This is a genomic window from Limnobaculum xujianqingii, assembly GCF_013394855.1.
Lineage (GTDB): Bacteria > Pseudomonadota > Gammaproteobacteria > Enterobacterales > Enterobacteriaceae > Limnobaculum > Limnobaculum xujianqingii.
Genome location: NZ_JABMLK010000001.1, coordinates 323,739 through 344,790, shown reverse-complemented (window position 1 = coordinate 344,790; position 21,052 = coordinate 323,739). Strand labels below are relative to the sequence as shown.

17 protein-coding genes and 4 tRNA genes are annotated in these 21,052 nt (G+C 44.0%); 6 read left to right on the top strand and 15 right to left on the bottom strand.

From position 1 onward, the window contains the following. Nucleotides 1-89 precede the first annotated feature (89 nt). Nucleotides 90-2,636, bottom strand: coding sequence for a class I adenylate cyclase (locus tag GOL65_RS01200; protein WP_407657449.1), 2,547 nt, complete (start codon nucleotides 2,634-2,636; stop codon nucleotides 90-92). 365 nt (nucleotides 2,637-3,001) lie between these two features. On the opposite strand from GOL65_RS01200, the gene hemC reads away from it, so the two are divergent. The 5 genes from hemC (at nucleotide 3,002) to GOL65_RS01175 (ending at nucleotide 8,063) form a co-directional block, all read left to right on the top strand. Beyond that, on the top strand, nucleotides 3,002-3,940 hold the full coding sequence (gene hemC, locus GOL65_RS01195; RefSeq protein ID WP_140921339.1) for a hydroxymethylbilane synthase: 939 nt from the start codon (nucleotides 3,002-3,004) through the stop codon (nucleotides 3,938-3,940). Beyond that, complete coding sequence (hemD, locus tag GOL65_RS01190) at nucleotides 3,940-4,683, top strand: uroporphyrinogen-III synthase (protein ID WP_140921340.1); 744 nt, start codon at nucleotides 3,940-3,942, stop codon at nucleotides 4,681-4,683. The genes hemC and hemD overlap by 1 nt, the downstream gene beginning before the upstream one ends. Before the next feature lie 17 nt (nucleotides 4,684-4,700). Further along, nucleotides 4,701-5,918 (top strand): uroporphyrinogen-III C-methyltransferase, encoded by a 1,218-nt coding sequence (hemX, locus tag GOL65_RS01185; RefSeq protein ID WP_140921341.1) that lies wholly within the window; start codon nucleotides 4,701-4,703, stop codon nucleotides 5,916-5,918. Nucleotides 5,919-5,920: 2 nt separating this feature from the next. After that, nucleotides 5,921-7,102, top strand: a complete 1,182-nt coding sequence (hemY, locus tag GOL65_RS01180; RefSeq protein WP_140921342.1) for a protoheme IX biogenesis protein HemY — start codon at nucleotides 5,921-5,923, stop codon at nucleotides 7,100-7,102. A 580-nt stretch (nucleotides 7,103-7,682) separates the two neighbouring features. Beyond that, a complete protein-coding gene (locus tag GOL65_RS01175) occupies nucleotides 7,683-8,063 on the top strand; it encodes a DUF1294 domain-containing protein (RefSeq protein ID WP_140921343.1) in 381 nt (126 codons plus the stop codon). A gap of 93 nt (nucleotides 8,064-8,156) precedes the next feature. Here GOL65_RS01175 and GOL65_RS01170 read toward each other — a convergent pair. From GOL65_RS01170 to GOL65_RS01155, 4 genes are all read right to left on the bottom strand, one after another. After that, nucleotides 8,157-8,233 (bottom strand) — tRNA-Pro (locus tag GOL65_RS01170). A gap of 39 nt (nucleotides 8,234-8,272) precedes the next feature. Beyond that, nucleotides 8,273-8,358: transfer RNA gene (locus tag GOL65_RS01165), tRNA-Leu, on the bottom strand. Between the two features lie 41 nt (nucleotides 8,359-8,399). Beyond that, nucleotides 8,400-8,475 (bottom strand) — tRNA-His (locus GOL65_RS01160). A gap of 65 nt (nucleotides 8,476-8,540) precedes the next feature. Further along, nucleotides 8,541-8,617 (bottom strand) — tRNA-Arg (locus tag GOL65_RS01155). 363 nt (nucleotides 8,618-8,980) lie between these two features. Here GOL65_RS01155 and sstT point away from each other — a divergent pair. Beyond that, the gene (gene sstT / locus GOL65_RS01150; RefSeq protein ID WP_407657448.1) at nucleotides 8,981-10,234 is read left to right on the top strand and encodes a serine/threonine transporter SstT; all 1,254 of its coding nucleotides are present in this window, start codon (nucleotides 8,981-8,983) and stop codon (nucleotides 10,232-10,234) included. Nucleotides 10,235-10,266: 32 nt separating this feature from the next. On the opposite strand, the gene wecG is transcribed toward sstT, so the two are convergent. From wecG to wecB, 10 genes are all read right to left on the bottom strand, one after another. Next, complete coding sequence (wecG, locus tag GOL65_RS01145; RefSeq protein ID WP_140921344.1) at nucleotides 10,267-10,995, bottom strand: lipopolysaccharide N-acetylmannosaminouronosyltransferase; 729 nt, start codon at nucleotides 10,993-10,995, stop codon at nucleotides 10,267-10,269. Between the two features lie 9 nt (nucleotides 10,996-11,004). Further along, the gene (gene wzyE / locus GOL65_RS01140; RefSeq protein ID WP_140921345.1) at nucleotides 11,005-12,375 is read right to left on the bottom strand and encodes an ECA oligosaccharide polymerase; all 1,371 of its coding nucleotides are present in this window, start codon (nucleotides 12,373-12,375) and stop codon (nucleotides 11,005-11,007) included. Further along, nucleotides 12,375-13,463, bottom strand: a complete 1,089-nt coding sequence (locus tag GOL65_RS01135) for a TDP-N-acetylfucosamine:lipid II N-acetylfucosaminyltransferase (RefSeq protein ID WP_140921346.1) — start codon at nucleotides 13,461-13,463, stop codon at nucleotides 12,375-12,377. Before GOL65_RS01135 ends, wzyE begins: the two co-directional genes overlap by 1 nt. Continuing rightward, on the bottom strand, nucleotides 13,460-14,710 hold the full coding sequence (wzxE, locus tag GOL65_RS01130; RefSeq protein ID WP_140921347.1) for a lipid III flippase WzxE: 1,251 nt from the start codon (nucleotides 14,708-14,710) through the stop codon (nucleotides 13,460-13,462). The genes GOL65_RS01135 and wzxE overlap by 4 nt, the downstream gene beginning before the upstream one ends. Before the next feature lies 1 nt (nucleotide 14,711). After that, nucleotides 14,712-15,842, bottom strand: coding sequence for a dTDP-4-amino-4,6-dideoxygalactose transaminase (rffA, locus tag GOL65_RS01125; RefSeq protein ID WP_140921348.1), 1,131 nt, complete (start codon nucleotides 15,840-15,842; stop codon nucleotides 14,712-14,714). 42 nt (nucleotides 15,843-15,884) lie between these two features. Next, a complete protein-coding gene (rffC, locus tag GOL65_RS01120; protein WP_140921349.1) occupies nucleotides 15,885-16,598 on the bottom strand; it encodes a dTDP-4-amino-4,6-dideoxy-D-galactose acyltransferase in 714 nt (237 codons plus the stop codon). Continuing rightward, entirely contained in the window at nucleotides 16,576-17,457 is an 882-nt protein-coding gene (rfbA, locus tag GOL65_RS01115; RefSeq protein WP_140921350.1) for a glucose-1-phosphate thymidylyltransferase RfbA, read from the bottom strand. Before rfbA ends, rffC begins: the two co-directional genes overlap by 23 nt. 113 nt (nucleotides 17,458-17,570) lie before the next feature. Continuing rightward, nucleotides 17,571-18,644 (bottom strand): dTDP-glucose 4,6-dehydratase, encoded by a 1,074-nt coding sequence (gene rffG / locus GOL65_RS01110; RefSeq protein ID WP_179038116.1) that lies wholly within the window; start codon nucleotides 18,642-18,644, stop codon nucleotides 17,571-17,573. Next, nucleotides 18,635-19,897 carry a UDP-N-acetyl-D-mannosamine dehydrogenase gene (gene wecC, locus GOL65_RS01105; RefSeq protein ID WP_140921352.1) on the bottom strand — a complete coding sequence of 421 codons (1,263 nt, stop codon included), beginning with the start codon at nucleotides 19,895-19,897 and terminating at the stop codon, nucleotides 18,635-18,637. The genes rffG and wecC overlap by 10 nt, the downstream gene beginning before the upstream one ends. After that, on the bottom strand, nucleotides 19,894-21,024 hold the full coding sequence (wecB, locus tag GOL65_RS01100; RefSeq protein ID WP_140921353.1) for a non-hydrolyzing UDP-N-acetylglucosamine 2-epimerase: 1,131 nt from the start codon (nucleotides 21,022-21,024) through the stop codon (nucleotides 19,894-19,896). The genes wecC and wecB overlap by 4 nt, the downstream gene beginning before the upstream one ends. Nucleotides 21,025-21,052: the final 28 nt, after the last annotated feature.

The following is a 21,052-nucleotide window of genomic DNA, read 5'->3' as shown; positions in this document are numbered from 1 at the left end:
TATAATATCTAACTGATTAACAGAAATTAATTATTGTCAAAAATAAGGGTAATTTTTAGAAAATATATAATCCATTACCAGAATGCAAATCAGAAAGTATGACTAAGAAGAATATCTTTTTTAGTGATCGGCACCGATGGTGCACTCAACGGTGAAATTGAATTGCTGTTGAAAGGGATAATTCGCGCTTCTCCCTCTGACTGAATAATTTGATAAAACTGCGGCAGGTTAAAGTTGACCGAGCCCGAACCGTAAGTGAAACGTTCATGGGAAGAGGCGTAGAAACGGCTAACGTCGCATACCAGCTCTTCAATGCACCCCTGGCAGTTCAGATAGACTTCAACCCGATTTAGCTCATCCAGAATATAGATATTGAATCCTTTATCCGTATCTTCAAAGAAGAATTGAATAATCCCTTCACTGGCAGAGCCATCAATAATTTCGGGTAAATGTTCCTGACCTGCTTTTAGCTGAACCGGAATACCGTTCAGCTTATTGTTGGAAATCGCACCATAAAACTCGACGGCATTTTCCAATTTCTGCACTGATACGCTCAGGCGTTCAAAAAATAAACCCCAGGTTTGCCCTGCAAGACGCAATGCTTTAAAACGGTTTGAATCCTGACGGGTACTGGATAAACGCAGGCTGATGCATTCTGATACCAACTGCTGTAGACGCGTCTGAATTAGCCCACGTAGATGCTGGCTATAACAGAAGACGTCTACTGATTCAGGCGGCAGCGCATCCTGATGCATCTTACCCAGAATAGTTTTCAGCGCTTCAATCACCGCCTGACTGCCGCTGAAATGCAGAGTACGAACCTCATTCCATGAATTACGGTACAGTAAATCTACGCTACCAATCAGGCACTGTTCCTGATTACCGAAGCTGAATACATCCAATTTACCGAGGTCAAACGGTGGAGTATCTTGCTGCAACAGAGATTCTGTCGGATCATTTTCCAGATTAACAATCAGTGCCAGATGTCGAATTTCGCAGGGGCTGTATAGCGCTTTTGGCGTCGGGGCCGGTACCCTTAATGGGAAATGTTTAGCAATATCAGCAACAAACATCTGAAGTTTTTCATCGCTACAATACTGGCTATTTTTAACATGCAGGCGCGTATCCGGCGTCAGCAAACCATTAAAATAGCTCCAGGCCACCAGTTTGCTCAGGTAGCGATTATATTCCAGCGGCTGATGGCCAATAATAGAATCAACCTGTGGTGCCTGATTATATAAATACCATCCGGCACGATTTGCCCGGTCAATGGGCACCTGAATAAATGTGAGATTTTTTTCTGACAGGTCAGGTGATATCTGCGGATTGACTAAAGTAACTTTACCCGGTAGCGCCTCAAAGGCAGCATATAACTTACGGGTTAGCACGCCAATATCTTGCGGGCTGGCACTAACGCTTAAATTATTACGGCGGGCGAAACGAATCAGGTTACGGTAGCTTTGCATCAGGGCATCCAGCAGCTCATTATGAGCATCGCGGACGCGTTCAATTTTCCAGTTGGCACGATTATCTAAAATCTGCATTCGCTCTGTATCCCAGCCCCAATCACGAGTTAACTGGCTAAGAATTTCCCGCCGCCAGTTACCTTGGGCTGGAATAGTTTCTGTAGATTCCGACAGACGTTCACAAACCTTCATATAAAAACAGCGACGAACCAGATCCAGACGGGCGTCATCACCAATCGCCTGTAAATAAGTGGTCACTCTTTCCAGCATCATGTAATAAGCATCCAGACTGAAAGAGTCCAGTTCACCATTATGCAGACGCTGTTTAATTTCTATTGCCAGCAATTGTGACTGCGGGTATTGCCACGAATAAGTTTCAAGCAGCAAGGTTTTCAGCACTGCTTTATAAGGCGAGTCGATACTTTTATACAGTTGCCACAGGCTGGCACCAAAATACTCTTCAGCAGACAGCGATCCCAATCCGCCCAGATCTATCCACTCATCGCGCTGTAATGTTCCATCAGCAAATAGTGCTGATACATACTCTTCATAATTCATCTCCTGTTCATCGGGAACCACGTTCCATAAAACAGGCTTACCGGCTAAACGCACGGCACTGCGATAAAATTCATCCAGCAACAGAATATGCAGGGTTGAACCACAATCTTCATTATCCAACTTCCCGCTCTGATTTTGGCGAAAGCGGTTTTCGTCAATCAAAAAGAAGTTAACTTCTACACCTAGCGATGCGGCCCACTGTTCCAGCAACAGGCATTTCGCCTGCAAAATAGTGCGTTCGTTGCCGTTCAGCCATGACTGATGACAAATCCAAATATCCAGATCGGAAAACTGGCTTTGCCCTACGGAAGAAGTACTTCCCATGCTGTAAACGCCAGTAATGGGCAGCGCCTGAGTAGCATGTTGATTAAGAGGAATATCGGTGCTCTGACAGAAATTCGTCAGATACTGAGTTTGAGCTTCATTAGGAATGTAGGCACAAATACCGTTAGGAACGATACCATCCTGATAACCAGGCATTTTCGGATGGTGATAATGCAAAAAGACGGGCAGCAGCATGTAAACCTGCTGGAAAGCAGATCCCATATTCGCCATAGCCCGATCGATACGTAATTGATTTAACGTATCCAATCGCTGCTTTAATAGAGTCATATTAAGATGCAAGACGATTTGCCTGATTGATTCCCACGATTGTTAAAGGAACTGCATTCTGGTTGCTCGTCCATTTAGCAAATACAATCGTTCATTGATTGCCAGAAACGTGATCAATTTAACACCTTGTGAGGTAAGCGTAAAGGTATTGCCCCCTTTCCTCACCGCTTCTCACACTATTTTGTTCACAATTCAATACAACATTCGAGGTAGATATCAGACCTTCCTGCTGAATAATAAATAATTTCAGCAAAAAGCGTCGATACTTCATTTTATTTCAAATATTGATAATTTTTATGCTGCGCTGACACCAAAGGCCCCAACTGGTAGAATGAGACGACATAATAAAAAGGTAATGATAAAGCATGTCTACTAACACTATTCGCATTGCGACTCGTCAAAGCCCGCTGGCGTTATGGCAAGCACACTACGTTCGGGATCGCTTACTGGCTTTCCACCCAAACCTGACGGTTGAACTGGTCACCATGGTAACCCGCGGCGATATTATTCTGGATACCCCTCTGGCTAAAGTAGGTGGCAAGGGATTATTTGTTAAAGAGCTGGAAATCGCCATGCTGGAAGGACGCGCTGATATTGCCGTGCATTCAATGAAAGACGTGCCCGTCGCTTTTCCGGAAGGCTTAGGTTTAGTCACCATCTGCGAGCGTGAAGATCCACGCGATGCCTTTGTCTCTAATCACTTTAATTCACTGGATGATTTACCTGCCGGTAGTATCGTTGGTACCTCAAGCCTGCGCCGCCAGTGCCAACTTCGTGCCCGTCGCCCTGATTTAGTCATCACCGATCTGCGCGGCAATGTTGGTACTCGCCTGAGCAAATTGGATAATGGTCAATATGACGCCATTATTCTGGCCGCTGCGGGCTTAAAACGCCTGAAGCTGGAACAACGTATTCGTAATTTTATGACGCCGGAAGAGTCTTTACCGGCGGTAGGTCAGGGTGCAGTGGGTATCGAATGTCGTCTGAACGATCAAACAACCCGTGAGTTATTAGCGCCGCTAAATGATGCCGCCACAGAAACTCGAGTTATTGCTGAACGAGCCATGAATGCCCGTCTGGAAGGTGGGTGTCAGGTACCTATTGGCAGTTATGCCGAACTGGAAGGTGATGAACTTTGGCTTCGGGCGTTGGTTGGTGCTCCCGATGGCAGTAAAATGATTCGCGGGGAACGTCGTGGCCCTGCATCCGCTGCTGAAAAAATGGGAATCGCTCTGGCTGAAGAACTGCTTAGTCAGGGAGCCGATGAAATTCTGCAACGTGTCTATCAGGATAATCAGTCCTGATGACCATACTGGTTACTCGCCCCTCCCCTGCAGGTGAAGAGTTGGTTAAACAACTCATTGCTCAGGGGATTAATGCCTGCCATACCCCATTGATTAGCTTTTCCCCCGGTGATGAACTTAAAAACCTGCCTGATTATTTGAATAATTTACGTCAGGGTGACCTACTGATCGCCGCTTCCCAACATGCTGTATATTACGCACGAGACAAGCTGCTCGAAGAATGTCATATCTGGCCTGATAATATAGATTATTTGGCTATCGGGGAGAAAACCGCCGGGGAATTTGAAAAAGTGATAAATCGCCCGGTAGCTCGTCCCGAAGGTCGCGAAATCAGTGAGCAACTGCTAAAATCACCTCAATTACAGCATGTTGTCGGTAAAAGAGTGTTGATTTTGCGCGGAAACGGCGGGAGGCCATTTCTGGCAGAACAGCTTAAGAAACGGGGAGCTGAAGTAACATTTTGTGAGTGTTATCAACGCCACCCGATACCTTACGATGGTGAAAAACTTTACCATCATTGGCAGCAAATGAACGTTAACACGCTGGTAATTACCAGTGGAGAAATGTTACAACAGCTGTACGAATTGGTTCCGGAACGCTATCGTAAATGGTTACTTAGTTGCCAATTACTGGTAGTTAGTGAACGACTTGCTGTACTGGCCAATACATTAGGCTGGATACATTGCCAAATTGCAGATAATGCAGATAACGATGCGCTATTGCGTGCGCTACAACAAATTTAACTACGGGATGTGCCAAGATGACGGATTCAACGACCCCATCAGCACCAGTTGAACAAGAGAACGTGTCAGCTGAAAAAGAAACAAATACTCAAACGCCAAAAGTCAGGCAAGGTAGCCGGTCTGGTGTTGCATTAGGAGCGATTGCTATCGCTTTAGTCATTGCGCTTGGCGGTGGTCTCTATTACCACGGTCATCAATGGGCTGCATCCCAGCAGGCAACAATACAGCAGTTACAGGCTCAAATTGATTCACTGAAAACTGGCCAATCTAAAGAAGATGGTCAGCTGTTAGCATCGCAAAATGAGTTTACTCAACAGCTGAAAAATACCGAGAAACAGATAGCCGAGCAAAATAATAAACTGGATGCTCAGGTATCAACTCTGCAAGAGCTACAAAATAAGGTCACAACGATCGCTTCCAGCGATAGCAAAATATGGCATTTATCTGAAGCCGATTTTCTGGTCAAAATGGCTGCTCGTAAGCTGTGGATTGAGCAAGATGCAGCAACAGCAATCAATATGTTAAAAAGCGCAGATAAATCACTGTCTGAATTTAATGACCCAAGCTTAAGCGAAGTTCGTCAGGCAATTATTCAGGATATCAATTCTATTTCCGCAGTAAGCCAGATCGATTTTGACGGTATTGCCCTGAGATTAAATGAGCTCTCCGATCAAGTGATGAACCTGCCATCTGCCAGTACAGACTGGGATAACGCTCCGTTAGATAAAAGCAGTACTGAAGTGAGCGGTGAGCTGAAAGACTGGCGTCAGAATTTAAAAAACAGCTGGCATAGTTTTATGTCAGAATTCATTACTATTCGCTCCCGCGATGTTCCGGCTAATGAACTAACCAGCCCACTGTTAACACCGGATCAAGATACCTATCTGAGAGAAAACCTGCGATTAAAACTGCTAATTGCTGCCAGAGCGGTTTCCCGTCATCAAAGTGAAATCTATCAGCAATCACTGGACAGCGTTTCCACCTGGGTTCGCGCCTATTTCGATCCGGATCACTCATCAACCAAAGCATTTATAAGTCAGCTTGATGAGCTCTCTCAGCAATCTATTAATCTGGATATGCCGAAAGAACTGAAAAGCCTGTCGCTGCTGGATACCGTAACGAGAAAACGTACTCGTGACATTGCACCACCAGCTCCGGTTTCAGCTCCCGCTCAGGCACCAACTACAGCACCTGCACCGGACGCACCTCGTCCATCCAGTAATCAGGAGGGTTAAACATGCTGCGTTTACTCTTTCTATTATTGATACTGGTCGCAGGTATAGCTGCAGGTCCAATGCTGGCTGGACATCAGGGCTCGGTAATGATCCAAACGGATAATTACGACATTAAAATGAGCGTGACCGGTCTTGCTATCCTTATCGCATTACTGTTTATCGTTTTGTTCTGTCTTGAGTGGGTACTACGCCGCATTTTTCATACCAGTGCACGTACTAAAGGCTGGTTTGTTGGCCGTAAAAGCACTCGCGCACGCAAACAAACCCGGGCTGCAATGCTTAAGCTAACCGAAGGGGATTTTTCTCAGGTTGAGAAGTTACTTACCCGTAACGCTGACCATGCGGAACAGCCCGTAGTGAACTATTTGCTGGCGGCTGAAGCTGCACAGCAAAATGGTGATACTCAGCGTGTGAATGACTATCTGAGCCGTGCTGCAGAACTGGCAGATACCGACCAGCTTCCGGTTGATATTACCCGCATCCGCATTCAGTTGGCACAAGGCGAATATCACGCCGCACGCCACGGTATCGACCAGTTACTTAATGATGCACCACGCCATCCGGAAGTGCTGCGTCTGGCACAGCAGGCCTATCTAAAAACCGGTGGCTATGCCTCCTTACTGGAGATCATTCCTTCCATTGAGAAAGCTAAGCTTTACGATGAAGATACGCTGGAGACCCTACGCCTTGACACTTATATCGGCTTAATGAATCAGGCCATGTCTGAAGGCGGTAGCGAAGGACTGAAGCTATGGTGGAAAAATCAGCCACGTAAAGTGCGTAATAACCAAACGCTTCAGGTTGAACTGGCTTCCCATTTCATCGACTGCGATGACAATGAGCAAGCACAGAAAATCATTCTGGATGGATTGAAGCACCAATATGATGAAAGACTGATTCTGCTAATTCAGAAGCTGGAATCCGGCAATCCGGATCCGCTGGAAAAAGAGTTAAAAATGCAGATTCAGGAACACGGCGCAACACCACTGCTAAACAGCACACTGGGCCAACTGTTAATTAAGCATGGTGAGTGGGAACAAGCCAGCGTGGTGCTAAAACAAGCCATCGAGCAACATCCTGATGCTAAAGACTATGCTTTGTTGGCAGATGCACTGGATAAGCTAAATCGTTCTCAGGAAGCCGCACAAATACGACGTCAGGGGTTATCATTATCCCTGAAGTAAGAATGATTATATTGCAATGAAACGGACCCATAATTTGGGCCCGTTTTTATTTTGTCCAAATTGTGCCAGGTTTAATAGCTGGCAATAAATTTCAGGCAAAAAAAACACTTGCCTATAAGGGCAAGTGTGAGAAAAAAATCAGGTCAAAGGACAACATGGTGGTGTCTCACTCAACGTTATGTCTAATGTTTGATGACAATGTCATCATAAAGCTAGACGATAGACACCATTACTCGGCTCTGCATCATTCATTGGATTATGAAGAGGTTCTTAAACCAACTATCATAAAAAGGAGAATGAGCATCTACATACAAGATATTGCACTTATCATGCCAACTTTAATTATTTCAGATTAAAATAAGCGATAACATTATAATCAATTGATTATTAATGAATTATTTTTATTTTCCATTTTAGCCATTATTTTCACATTTCTTGTGCGCAGCGTAAAATGCATGAATAAGACGTCTCTTTTTAGAGACATCTAATACCTGTTATATATTTATTTATAATAATCAATACATTAAATGTCTTTAAGTAACGACAAAGCAAAGAAAAAATACAAGAGATCAACGACAGTATGAATTCACGGACAGATACCAAAAAAAAATACCGAGCCTTTAGTTTTACTATTCTACTGGTGATTATCCTGTTTTTCTCTGCCATCACCCTGGCATTTTGGTTTAGCTGGTTACCCCCAGAGATAGTGATTCTGTATGCCACATTAAGCCTGATAACTTTTCTGTTTTATGGCAAAGATAAATCTGCTGCGAAAAAGCACACCTGGCGTATTAAAGAAAGTACGCTGCTATGGTTGGGTGTAATCGGTGGATGGCCAGGAGCCCTGATGGCACAACAATTATTTCGCCATAAGTCGAGCAAGAAGTCGTTTCAATGGATGTTCTGGCTTACGGTTATTATTAACTGTGCAATTTTGATTTGGTGGCTAAGAAGTCGGTAACGTTAATGAAAGAAACAGGCGGGCGTGAAAGTTAAACTACTCTTTAAAACGCAGATAAAGAAAAACCCCGCAATGTGCGGGGTTCTCAAAATTTGGTCGGCGAGAGAGGATTCGAACCTCCGACCCACTGGTCCCAAACCAGTTGCGCTACCAAGCTGCGCTACTCGCCGAATCAGGTACTGCCTTTTATTTGTTATTTTAAACTCGTGTGGTGCGAAGAGAGGGACTTGAACCCTCACGTCCGAAGGACACTAACACCTGAAGCTAGCGCGTCTACCAATTCCGCCACCTTCGCAATTACACAAAAATCTAAAACTTACTATATCAACAAATTAATGGGGTGGCTAATGGGACTTGAACCCACGACAACTGGAATCACAATCCAGGGCTCTACCAACTGAGCTATAGCCACCATAAATTCTCTGCTCAACCCGGTATTGAAACCTTGGACATTAATCACGCCCTGCGCACTGTTTATGGCGCGCCCGACAGGATTCGAACCTGAGACCTCTGCCTCCGGAGGGCAGCGCTCTATCCAGCTGAGCTACGGGCGCGCAGTGCGCCGTTGCGGTGAGGATAGTACGGATTTAGAACCCATCTGTCTAGCCCTTTTTTCAGGAATTTTTCTAATTGCTCACTTCATCAACGATTCGACTACTTTTTTATCACAAAACAAGGGTAAAACATATTTTACTCATAATAAATTTATCTTTATTGTTATTTTTTGCTTCCAGAATTCCTCAACCTCTTTTAAAGTCAGTGCTAGCGAATGAGAAATACATTCGCACACTAATAAAAGCAAACACAGATTTCCGGTTAGTTGAACATCACCACATTGGTGACGGTGCTTTATTGCCACAAAAATCGATCGGAAAAACAGGCTTAGGAAATAATATCTATTTTAGGGATCAACCACAGTGAGTAACATAAAAAAGCCATTTGGCTTTCTACGCGGTAGCCTCGTTACCCAAATATTAATAGGCATGTTCGCCGGTATCATTCTGGCATTTGTATCACCAAGCGGCGCTCAGGCTGCTGGCCTTTTAGGTAATTTGTTCGTCAGTGCACTGAAGTCCGTTGCACCTATTCTGGTTTTTATTTTGGTTGCTTCTTCTATAGCCAACCATAAGAAAGGACAGAAAACCAATATGCGACCAATCGTTGTGCTGTATCTGATTGGTACTTTTGCGGCGGCATTAATTGCTGTTTTGGGCAGTTTCTTATTTCCTTCAAAATTGCTTTTGGCAACCACCAATGCTTCACTAAGCCCTCCAGGCAGCGTAATCGAAGTTCTCCATGCAGTGCTGTTTAAAATGGTGGATAACCCTGTCAGAGCCCTGATGGAAGCAAACTATATTGGCCTTCTGGTTTGGGGTATCGCGTTAGGTGTGGCTTTACGCCATGCATCCGATACCACTAAAACAGTAGTCAGCGATCTCTCTTACGGTATTACCTTTATTGTACGTCTGGTGATCCGCTTTGCTCCTATCGGTATTTTTGGTTTAGTCTCCGCTACGTTGTCAGATCCGGAAACAGGGTTCTCCGCGTTTCGTGGCTATGCCCATCTGCTGACAGTATTAATTGGCTGTATGGCGGTGGTTGCGCTGGTACTTAACCCGCTAATCGCATTTATTATCACGCGCCAAAACCCATATCCATTGGTGTTTACCTGTCTGCGTGATAGCGGTATTCCCGCCTTCTTTACCCGTAGTTCAGCGGCAAACATTCCGGTCAATATGACCCTGTGTAAAAAGCTGAAACTGAAAGAAGAAACTTACTCTGTTGCCGTTCCTCTTGGTACCGCTATCAATATGGCGGGAGCAGCAGTGACTATCACTGTATTAACATTAGCGGCGGTGTACACTTTAGATATCGCCGTTGACATCCCTACCGCATTGCTACTGAGCGTTATTGCCTCAATTTGTGCCTGTGGCGCATCGGGTGTCGCCGGTGGCTCTTTGCTGCTGATCCCAGTCGCCTGTAGCATGTTCGGTATCCCGAATGAGATTGCTATGCAGGTTGTTGCGGTTGGCTTCATTATTGGCGTTCTGCAGGACTCGGTAGAAACCGCAATTAACTCATCAACTGACGTAGTATTTATCGCGGCAGTCTGCAAAGCTGAAGAACAAAAAGAAGCAGCTATGGCGGCTTCTGCAATAAAAGAAAGTTAATTGTTGGTTGAATTTAAACAATAATCTATCGACTAGAGGCGATTAGTGTAATGGTAGGCTACATACTTAAGCAGCTTAAACTGCCGACGCCAGCGGGTTGGCTGGGCAAGCAAACGATATAGCCACTCCAGCCCCATATTTTGCCATGCTTTTGGCGCACGCTTAACGTGCCCGGTAAACACGTCATAGGTTCCACCAACACCCATATACAACGCGTCAGAATAGATCTTGCGGCAATCACGCATAAACATCTCTTGCTTTGGCGATCCCATTGCAACCGTCACAAATCTGGCGCCACTGGCACGAATGCGCTCAAACAAAGCATCGCGATCTTCCTGTTTGAAATAACCATCCTGGCTACCAACGATATTTACATTCCACTGACTTTTTAGTTTTTGCTCAACCTCTGCCAATATTTCTGGTTTTCCTCCTACCAGAAATACTGGTACTCCCTGCTTTCCAGCCTGCGCCATTAACGCTTCCCAGAGATCGGCACCGGCAATGCGCTGTACATCAGCATCCGGATACTTACGGCGAATGGAACGTACAATACTAATTCCATCAGCATATTTATACTCAGCCGCATCAATCAATTCACGCAAAGGTTTATCTTGCTCTGCGGTCATCACCTTCTCTGCATTGATCGCAACCAACGTCCCGGTTTTCATATCACTATCGTCAAACAGATAGCCGACAAACTGAGCCATGTTGCGAAAGCCCCATATATCAATACCGCGAATACTATATTTAGCAATATTCACACTACTCTCCTAGCCTGCTTTCGCATTATCAATTTTTACCTGTCCGGAAGACAGAGAACGACGGACTCGCTGGCGTATCATGCCGCTGGCGTCAAAAACCCAATACAGCAGCTTCGCAATAATCAGACATAGTCCAAATATCAGAGCAAAGAAAACAACTCGGGAAACAAAGGAATCTAAACCTTCCCGGGCTAATACGATAATATTAAAAACCGCACCAAAGCAGAATGCCTGCATAATCGCGCCTTTATAACGATTGGTTTCGGTTCGTCCCTTCTCATACACCCAATCAAACCATTTAATAATCAAGCCAACCAGCACCGCTCCCAGAGGGATAAACCAAACACCCCCCATCACTACCAGAGAACCAATCAGAGTTGGTGATATTGCCAGACCAGCATGATAATCCAGCACTTCCCAGGTAAAGTAGTTGGCTGTATTCACTACCAAATTAGGTCGATCGGGCCATAACCATCCTGGAATAAACACATAGAAATCACGAACAATTGGCGCCAGCCCCTGAAACTCTATCTTGTCGTAGTTTTGCAATAGTAATGCCAGATTCTCCCACGGGGAGAAAGTATCCCGAGTGAGATACAGGAAGGTATAAAATGCTTCTGCGCCAGATACATTCATGCCATAACGCTTTAGCGCCAGCCAGAACATACCAACAACACCAGCAACCCCCGCCATGACCAACATCCATAATGTGATGTGTCCACGGGCAATACCAATAAACAAGAACAGGGAGAAAGCAATCAGTATATTGGCTCTCGTTCCACCTACAACTACATAAGTCAGGATCCCAAAGGCAACAGTGCTAATCAAAAACAAAAACCAGCTGCGGGTATTTTCTTTCAGAAAATAGACAACCAACATGGCAGGAATAAAGAAATAGAAAAAGCGTTTTAACGCTACGCCAGAAACGTCACTGGAAAAAATCTGACTATACTTTTCCAATTTAAACAGTAAAAAACCATTTTGCAGGAAAAATATCCCAACGGTAGTAATCGCTACCAAAGCCAACAACATCCAGGTTAGATTGGTTTCGACACGATTCATATTAAATAGCGCTGGACGGGGCTTATCACTCGGTTTTAATAATCGGGTTTTATAGCAAACATAATAAATAGCATAAAAACAGGTCGCCGAAAGTAACGCATTAAGCAGTGAATCAACTTCAACCACTTGTACATCAAACTGAAAAACCAACAAACAGGTTAACGGAAAACCAAAATAGAATGTTAATAAATAAAGCAGTGAAAATAATACGTTAAAATTAAAACGTACTTTCCTGAACTCTTTATAAGTTAAGGTTAGAATGAATATCAGTGATATCAGGTAAACAACAAACAAACCACCAAACTGTGCAGGTTCCATTATTTTACCTCTCCGGCAGCCACAACAAGTGCCTGCTTCCACCCACTAATATAGTTAGGGTTAAAAAAGGCAATATGGCTTTTATCCAGTGTAGTGATTTTTTCCTGAATTTCCCGAATCCCTTCCATATTTACCTTATCGCCATAAAACAAAAATGGGATCTTCTGCTCCTGAAGATCATTCCAGAACGGATTATTACGGCTCACGACAAAAGGCACTCCGCTTTGAATCAGCAAACAAAGCGTACCAATTCCCTGCTGACGATTAAAAATGAAATAGCCTAAATCACAGCCAGAAAGAATAGATAAATATTCATCAAAAGGAATTTGTTCAGTCAGCAACGTTACCTGACCCTGAGGAAATAACTCCACCGCTTTAACACTAATCTCTGAAATATAACTATGGTTATTCGCTGGATAGCCCAACGGAATAATAATTTTTATCTGTTCTTTATCAAATTGACGGTGAATTTCCTGCAACGCTTCAATATGGCGATTAGTACGATCGCCTGAATTACCCACCAAAATCGTCAGTGTCTTTTTATGGTTTTTATCAATTAGTGTTGGTTGATAAGTAGGGTCCATTCGGGTTGGAAAATAGAGTAATGAACAGGGCGTATCCGGATGTCGCTGTTGGTAATACATCAAGTCACCCCGCGTAGCAAAAACATGTCCCACTTTTCCCTGAGCAATACGACGTAATCGATAAAACAATCGAAACTTCCAACTGGTGGAGTCTTCATACAAATCAGCTCCCCAAATATGCCAGCTAACACGTTTAGGGTTAATTTTATTGAACAGCAGAGCAAGCCACAATTTAGCATTAAACTGGCCATGAAATAAAAAACGCGCGTCTGCATCCACTTTTACCCACGCAATCACAGCCTGAGCCAGCGATGCTTTGTCATCATAGCCTTCAATGTTTAGCTGGTTAAATGACTCAAATGACGAAGTATCCTTCGCAGCAACCATAAAGTGTTTAACATACTCATGGGATACCTGTGCTGATAAAACGTCGTTAAAGAAACGCAGCACCGTTAAATTATGATGAGGTATATCAGAACCCAAGATATGAATCAAAGTCGTCATGATCGTCTACGATAAATAAAGAAAACGCAGCTACAAAGTACAAAATAGATAATATAGGTAGCCATATAAGACTGGGCTGCACCCATAGCACCATTTTGCGGTATCAACCAATGTGAAAAACCGGTTAGTAAAGCAAACTGACTCACTTCCGTCAGGATATAAAACCGTAATGATGCCTTCGCAATCACTAAATAGCCAAAGACATACGAACCTACTTTTAATACATCACCCACCAGTTGCCAGGCAAACAGATCGCGCATGGCAACAAACTTGCTGGAAAACAGCAGCCAAATGGCAAAATCACGTAATAACCAAACGCTAAAGCTAACGACAGCCACAACGGGTAAAACAAAACGTAGCGAGCGTAAAATTTCTCGTGAGATGTCAGACTTATTAGTCAGTCGAGAAAGGGTGGGTAACAGATAGACAGTAAACGAAGCAGTAATAAACTGTAGATAAGCATCGGAAATACTGCTGACACCCTGCCAGATACCAACATCATCCCAACTGTAGTGTTCCGCCAGTAAATTCCTCATCATCACATAGGCAACAGGTAACGTTACTGAAGTAATCAATGCCATGATGGTGAATTTGCCCAGACTGCTGGCCAACGCTTTGTCCCACATTGGCTTTAAATAGCCGAAAGGAACCGTTTTTCTACGCCACAGAATAAAACCGGCAGGAATAACCACCAGTGCGGGAACCAGCGCTAAACCAGCCAATGCACCTTCATAACCACCCAGATAGTAACAAACCAGGTATCCGACTACGCCAAACAGGCTACCGCCAATGACACCGAGCGCATTACCTACCGCATCACGATAACCTTTCAAAACGGCCAGGAAGAAGTTGGCGTAAGCAATTCCCATCTGAATGAATGCAACCGACTTCACTACATTCTGATACTCAGCATGACCAAATAATCCCACGCTGATAGGTCCAGCAAACAGTAAAAAGATAACCGCCAGCAGAGTAGAAAAGCCTAAAACGATACTGGCGGATGTTCCCAGTGCTTTGCGCAACTGTTCCGGTTCTTGCTGATATTGAGCCACATAGCGTGTAATACCATTAAATATCCCGGCACCTGACAGCACGCCCAATACGGTAATTAACTGACGAAAGTTACCTGCCTGCCCTACACCGCTGGGACCAAAAGAGACCGCTAATAATTTAACGATCAATAACCCCACGCCGATCTTAATCAGCGTGGAGGCAGCAGTCCAAATTGATGCTTTTGCCAGAGACATATCAGGCGAAATAATTCAGAATAGTATTGATAACTGTACGTTGATTAATATCTGTCATATTAAAGAATAATGGCAAACGAACCAGACGATCGCTCTCTTTAGTGGTATAGCGATCTTCACCATGAAATTCACCGTACTTCTCACCGGCAGGGCAAGCATGCAGAGGAATATAATGGAATACCGCCATAATCTCCGCCTCTTTCAGATAACTGATAAAGCGGGTACGGTCCTCCACATCATTCAGTTTGATATAGAACATATGGGCATTTTGCTGGCAGTTTACTGGAATCGTTGGCAGTTCAATTCTTCCCTGTGCTGCTAACGCTTTAAATGCATCATTATAGTTGTGCCATAGTTGCAGACGACGCTGGTTAATCGGCTCTGCCGCTTCAAGCTGCCCCCATAGATACGCAGCCTGTAAGTCAGCCATCAAATAACTGGAACCAATATCACGCCAAGTATATTTATCTACCTGACCACGAAAAAATTGGCTACGGTTAGTTCCCTTTTCACGGATAATTTCTGCCCGATCAATCAATGCAGAGTCGTTAATTAACGTAGCCCCGCCTTCGCCACCCGCCGTATAGTTTTTTGTTTCGTGGAAGCTAAAACAACCTATATGGCCAATGGTACCTAATGCTTTACCCTTATAGGTGGACATCACCCCCTGCGCCGCATCCTCCACCACATATAGATCATATTTTTTAGCTAAACTCATAATAGTGTCCATTTCACATGCTACACCTGCATAATGAACCGGAACAATCACTCGAGTATTTTCAGTAATTGCGGCTTCAATTTTAGTTTCATCAATATTCATCGTATCAGGACGAACATCCACAAATACCACTTTGGCTCCACGCAGCACAAAAGCATTTGCCGTTGAAACAAAAGTAAAACTTGGCATGATAACTTCATCACCAGATTTAATATCCAGCAATAACGCAGCCATCTCCAATGAAGCAGTGCAAGATGGTGTCAACAACACTTTATGGCTACCAAAGTGCTGCTCCATCCACTGCTGACAGCGACGGGTAAATCCACCATCACCACATAACTTACCGCTACCCATTGCGGCTTTCATATATTCAAGTTCGGTACCAACAACCGGAGGAGAGTTAAAAGGAATCATTTTTTCACCTGAGTAATTTGTTAATTAGACATCTGTAAATAATTATCTGTATAACCAATATGCTGTGCTATTGATAGATGCACCGCTACGAATATAAAGACGCAAAGCCGCAAGATTTCCCATCTGAGTAGCAACACAGAGGTGACTCAATTTTCGTGCCACACACCAACTTTTAGCTATCTTCATCAGCTCAAGGCCAACACCTTTATTATTACAGCCTGACCAAACGGCTAGCAGGCCGATACGCCCCTGATTATCACCAATATCACGTAAAGTCACAAAGCCCTGAGGATGGCCCTCTTTATCCTCAAGTATTAAACAGCTATGATCGAAAGTGCCGGATACGGCTTTTTCCACCCATAAAGCATAGAAACGACCACTATCGCCATTCTGATACCATGGAGCGCGAAATCTACTCTGGCGAAAAACATCTGATGCTACTGCTCGTAATGCTGGCACATCCTGCTCAGTAGCTAACCGGCAGGTAAATAATAAATCTGGAGAACCATCAGTTACAGCATCAAGCGATGCTATAAAATCTACTTCACCTTCAACCAAATGAAAATTCAATGCGCTTAGAGTATCTATCCAGTCACCACGTGATGCAGGTACCTTTGCCTGAACCAGTTGAAAACCAGACAACGCTTGCACATCTAGTGGCGTAGATACCGATTCACTAAAATTCAGCTTAGCCGTGGAGAGTGAAAAAAAATCACTCTCCCACTCAAGAGGCTCAATATTGGCGCGGACGGACATCGAGTAAATCCTGCAAATATTTCCCATAACCAGTTTTAGCCAGAAGCTGTGCGGTTTTTAATACGCTAGTATCATCTAGCCAGCCATTACGCCAGGCAATCTCTTCCAGACAGGCAACTTTAAACCCTTGTCGTTTCTCTACTGTTTGTACAAAGGTACTAGCCTCAATCAGGCTATCGTGAGTGCCTGTATCTAACCATGCAAACCCTCTGCCAAGCAATTCAACATTCAACGTACCTTGCTCAAGATACATTTGATTAATACTGGTAATCTCCAGCTCTCCACGCGGAGATGGTTTAACCTGCTTAGCTAACTCGACCACTTGATTATCATAGAAGTAGAGCCCAGTAACCGCCCAAGTTGACTTCGGCTTAAGTGGTTTTTCCTCAATGGACAACGCACGGAAGTTGTCATCAAACTCCACAACCCCAAAACGTTCAGGGTCCATCACCTGATAACCAAAAACAGTCGCACCCTGGTCACGAGCAACAACACTACGCAATTTTGAGCTGAAGCTTTGGCCAAAAAAGATGTTATCTCCCAAGACCAAACAACAGGAGTCACCGTCAAGAAACTCTTCACCAATCAGAAATGCCTGAGCCAATCCATCCGGGCTCGGCTGTGCTGCATAGCTGAGTTTAATGCCAAACTCTTCGCCAGTGCCCAACAACCGTTGAAATGACGGTAAGTCTTCCGGAGTAGAAATAATCAAAATATCCCGAACTCCCGCCAGCATTAGTACGGAAAGCGGATAATAAATCATTGGTTTATCATAAATAGGCAACAGCTGTTTGGATACACCGCGCGTAATTGGATACAGTCGGGTACCTGAACCACCCGCTAAAATAATACCTTTCATTGAATTCACCATTTCCCTGACGCTTGTATTAATCGGAAATCAGGGATATTACATAAATAGAATATTTTGATGGGATTTCTGCTTTGAACTCCCATGTTATTTTGTTATCAGAACTATGATGTTAAACCAATGCGTTCTCTGGCATAACTTCCATCCTGAACGCGCTGCCACCACTCCTGATTCGTCAGATACCAGAAAACTGTCTTGCGAATACCTGATTCAAAAGTTTCCAGCGGTTTCCAGCCCAGTTCACGCTCAATCTTGCTGGCATCGATTGCATAGCGCATGTCATGACCAGGGCGATCCGTTACGTAAGTAATCAGATCCTCATATTTAGCGACACCTTCAGGCTTTGATGGCGCCAACTCTTCCAGTAGCTGACAAATAGTGCGTACAACTTCAATATTCTTACGCTCATTATGACCGCCAATATTGTAGGTTTCACCAATAACACCTTCAGTGACTACCTTATATAAAGCTCTGGCGTGATCCTCAACAAATAACCAGTCCCTGACCTGAGCGCCGTTACCATAAACCGGTAATGCTTTTCCTTCTAATGCATTCAAAATGATCAGAGGAATTAACTTCTCAGGAAAATGATATGGGCCATAGTTATTAGAACAGTTAGTCACAATGGTTGGAAAACCATAGGTACGCAGCCAAGCCCTGATCAAATGATCGCTGGACGCTTTAGACGCTGAATAAGGGCTGCTTGGTGCATAAGGCGTTGTTTCAGTAAACAAGTCCGTAGTCCCATGCAAATCACCATACACTTCATCAGTAGAGATATGATGGAAGCGAAATGCTTGCTTCAATGCAGTATCCAGCCCTATCCAATAGTGACGAGCGGCTTCCAGCAACGTATAAGTTCCAACAATATTGGTTTCAATAAATGCTGCCGGACCATCAATAGAGCGATCCACATGGCTCTCAGCAGCCAGATGCATTATTAAATCTGGTTGATACTGTGTAAAAATACGATCCAGCGCAGATCGGTCACAAATATCAACTTGTTCAAAACAATAGCGTTCACTATCAGATACTTCAGCCAATGAATCCAGATTTCCGGCATAAGTCAGCTTATCAACTACCAATACACTATCTTTGGTATCCTGAATAATATGTCTCACTACCGCAGAGCCAATAAAACCGGCTCCGCCAGTGACTAAAATCTTTCTCAACGCCATACCCCTTTTGTATCAATAATCCACTGTTGTTTAACTTGTTCCGGACTAACTGCCTTAAACTGGCGATGGTCAACCAACATGACTAAAACATCCGCGTCAACCAGTGCTTTTTCGGTTTCAGTTAATTGGGCTTTTTCAGCCAGCACTTTTGGTAATTCATGAACGTTTGGCTCAACGGCCAGCGTTGTCCCCGCATGCCAGTCGGCAATCATGTGGGTAATTTCCAGCGCCGGGCTCTCTCTCAGATCGTCAATATCTGGCTTAAATGCCAGACCAAAGCAGGCTATTTTAATCTCTGAGGCCCGCTTGCCCGTTGCCGTCAGACAATCAGCTACTGCAGATTTTACTTTATCCAGCACCCAATAAGGTTTGCCATCATTCACTTCACGAGCGATACGAATCAAACGTGCATCCTGAGGGTTTTGCGCCACGATAAACCATGGGTCGACAGCAATACAGTGACCACCAACACCAGGCCCTGGCTGCAAAATATTAACCCGAGGATGACGGTTAGCCAGACGAATCAGCTCCCACACGTTAATCCCCTGATGATCGCAAATCAGTGATAACTCGTTAGCAAAGGCAATGTTGACATCACGGAAGCTGTTTTCAGTTAATTTACACATCTCTGCAGTACGAGAGTTGGTAATAACACATTCACCTTTCAGGAAAATTTTGTATAACGCGCTGGCACGGTCTGAACAACGAGGAGTCATACCACCTACGACACGGTCGTTCTGAATCAGCTCTACCATCACTTTCCCTGGTAATACGCGCTCAGGGCAATAAGCGATATTAATATCAGCCTGTTCGCCAGCCTGTTGAGGAAAAGTAAGGTCAGAACGAGCTCCCGCCAGCCAACCGGCCATTTGTTCAGTCGCACCAACCGGAGAAGTTGACTCCAGAATAACCAGATCGCCTTTTTTCAGTACTGGAGCTATAGATTTAGCAGCAGCTTCCACATACACCATATCTGGCTCATGATCGCCTTTAAAAGGTGTTGGAACAGCAATCAAAAATGCATCCGCAGCTAAAGGCTTAGTAACCGCCTGTAAGCAACCCGCTTCAACGGCTTCTTTAACCACTTTATCTAAATCAGGCTCAACAATATGAATCGCACCGCGGTTAATGGTATCTACCGCATGCTGATTAATATCTACGCCAATAACCTTTTTTTTGCGCGACGCAAAAGCTGCAGCAGTAGGCAAACCAATATAACCAAGACCGATTACTGAAATTGTTTCAAAACTCATAGCTTCACCTGATTATTTTTTAAAGCATCGAGAATACGCTGACAGGCCTTCCCATCACCGTAAGGATTATGTGCTCGGCTCATTAAGTGATATTCATTTTCATCCGTTAACAGCCGACTCACCTCTTCTAAAATCAATGCAATATTTGTACCAACTAATCTTACTGTACCTGCAGAAACTGCTTCCGGGCGTTCTGTAGTTTTACGCATAACCAAAACCGGCTTGCCTAAAGAAGGTGCTTCTTCCTGGATACCACCAGAATCAGTTAAAATTAGATAAGCATGATCCATCAAATAAACAAACGGTAAGTAATCTTGAGGTTCAATCAAGATCACATTATCGATATGGCTCAGAATACGTTTAACTGGCTCTCTGACATTTGGATTAAGATGTACCGGATAAACTACCTGCACATCCGGATGAGTACTAGCAATGTCAGCCAATGCACTGCAAATCCGCTCAAAACCATCACCAAAACTTTCGCGACGATGACCAGTAACTAAAATAATTTTCTTATCTTGCTGCAGGAAGGAGTAACGCTGTTCCATCTCCTGTTTTAATTGAACATCATTATGGATACGATTACGTACCCAAAATAAAGCATCAATGACCGTATTACCTGTAACAAAAATACGGCTATCAGGTATGGCTTCTGTTAATAAGTTTTGCTTTGATGTCTCTGTCGGAGAAAAATGATACATGGCCAAATGGCCCGTCAATTTTCGGTTTCCTTCTTCTGGCCATGGAGAATAGAGATCGCCAGTACGTAATCCGGCCTCAACGTGTCCGACAGGGATACGTTGATAAAAAGCCGCCAGACTGGTGGCAAGAGTCGTAGTGGTATCGCCATGAACCAAGACTACATCCGGCTTAAATTCTTCCAAAACCGGCTTTAACCCTTCAAGAATACGACAGGTAATTTCAGTCAAATCTTGCCCTGGACGCATAATATCCAGATCGTAATCAGGTTTTATATTAAATAGCTTAAGTACCTGATCCAACATCTCCCGATGTTGAGCCGTCACACAAACTTTCGACTCAAAATAGTCATCATCGGCCAATGCATGCACTAATGGAGCCATTTTAATTGCTTCAGGTCGCGTGCCAAAAACAGTTAACACTTTCACAGAGCTATCTCTTTAAGTCAGTTATCAC

Bases quoted from the DNA above. Each gene is read 5' to 3' on its own strand.
- GOL65_RS01200 (WP_407657449.1), bottom strand. From the start codon at position 2,636: ATGACTCTATTAAAGCAGCGATTGGATACGTTAAATCAATTACGTATC.
- hemC (WP_140921339.1), top strand. From the start codon at position 3,002: ATGTCTACTAACACTATTCGCATTGCGACTCGTCAAAGCCCGCTGGCG.
- hemD (WP_140921340.1), top strand. From the start codon at position 3,940: ATGACCATACTGGTTACTCGCCCCTCCCCTGCAGGTGAAGAGTTGGTT.
- hemX (WP_140921341.1), top strand. From the start codon at position 4,701: ATGACGGATTCAACGACCCCATCAGCACCAGTTGAACAAGAGAACGTG.
- hemY (WP_140921342.1), top strand. From the start codon at position 5,921: ATGCTGCGTTTACTCTTTCTATTATTGATACTGGTCGCAGGTATAGCT.
- GOL65_RS01175 (WP_140921343.1), top strand. From the start codon at position 7,683: ATGAATTCACGGACAGATACCAAAAAAAAATACCGAGCCTTTAGTTTT.
- wzyE (WP_140921345.1), bottom strand. From the start codon at position 12,375: ATGGAACCTGCACAGTTTGGTGGTTTGTTTGTTGTTTACCTGATATCA.
- GOL65_RS01135 (WP_140921346.1), bottom strand. From the start codon at position 13,463: ATGACGACTTTGATTCATATCTTGGGTTCTGATATACCTCATCATAAT.
- wzxE (WP_140921347.1), bottom strand. From the start codon at position 14,710: ATGTCTCTGGCAAAAGCATCAATTTGGACTGCTGCCTCCACGCTGATT.
- rffA (WP_140921348.1), bottom strand. From the start codon at position 15,842: ATGATTCCTTTTAACTCTCCTCCGGTTGTTGGTACCGAACTTGAATAT.
- rffC (WP_140921349.1), bottom strand. From the start codon at position 16,598: ATGTCCGTCCGCGCCAATATTGAGCCTCTTGAGTGGGAGAGTGATTTT.
- rfbA (WP_140921350.1), bottom strand. From the start codon at position 17,457: ATGAAAGGTATTATTTTAGCGGGTGGTTCAGGTACCCGACTGTATCCA.
- rffG (WP_179038116.1), bottom strand. From the start codon at position 18,644: ATGGCGTTGAGAAAGATTTTAGTCACTGGCGGAGCCGGTTTTATTGGC.
- wecC (WP_140921352.1), bottom strand. From the start codon at position 19,897: ATGAGTTTTGAAACAATTTCAGTAATCGGTCTTGGTTATATTGGTTTG.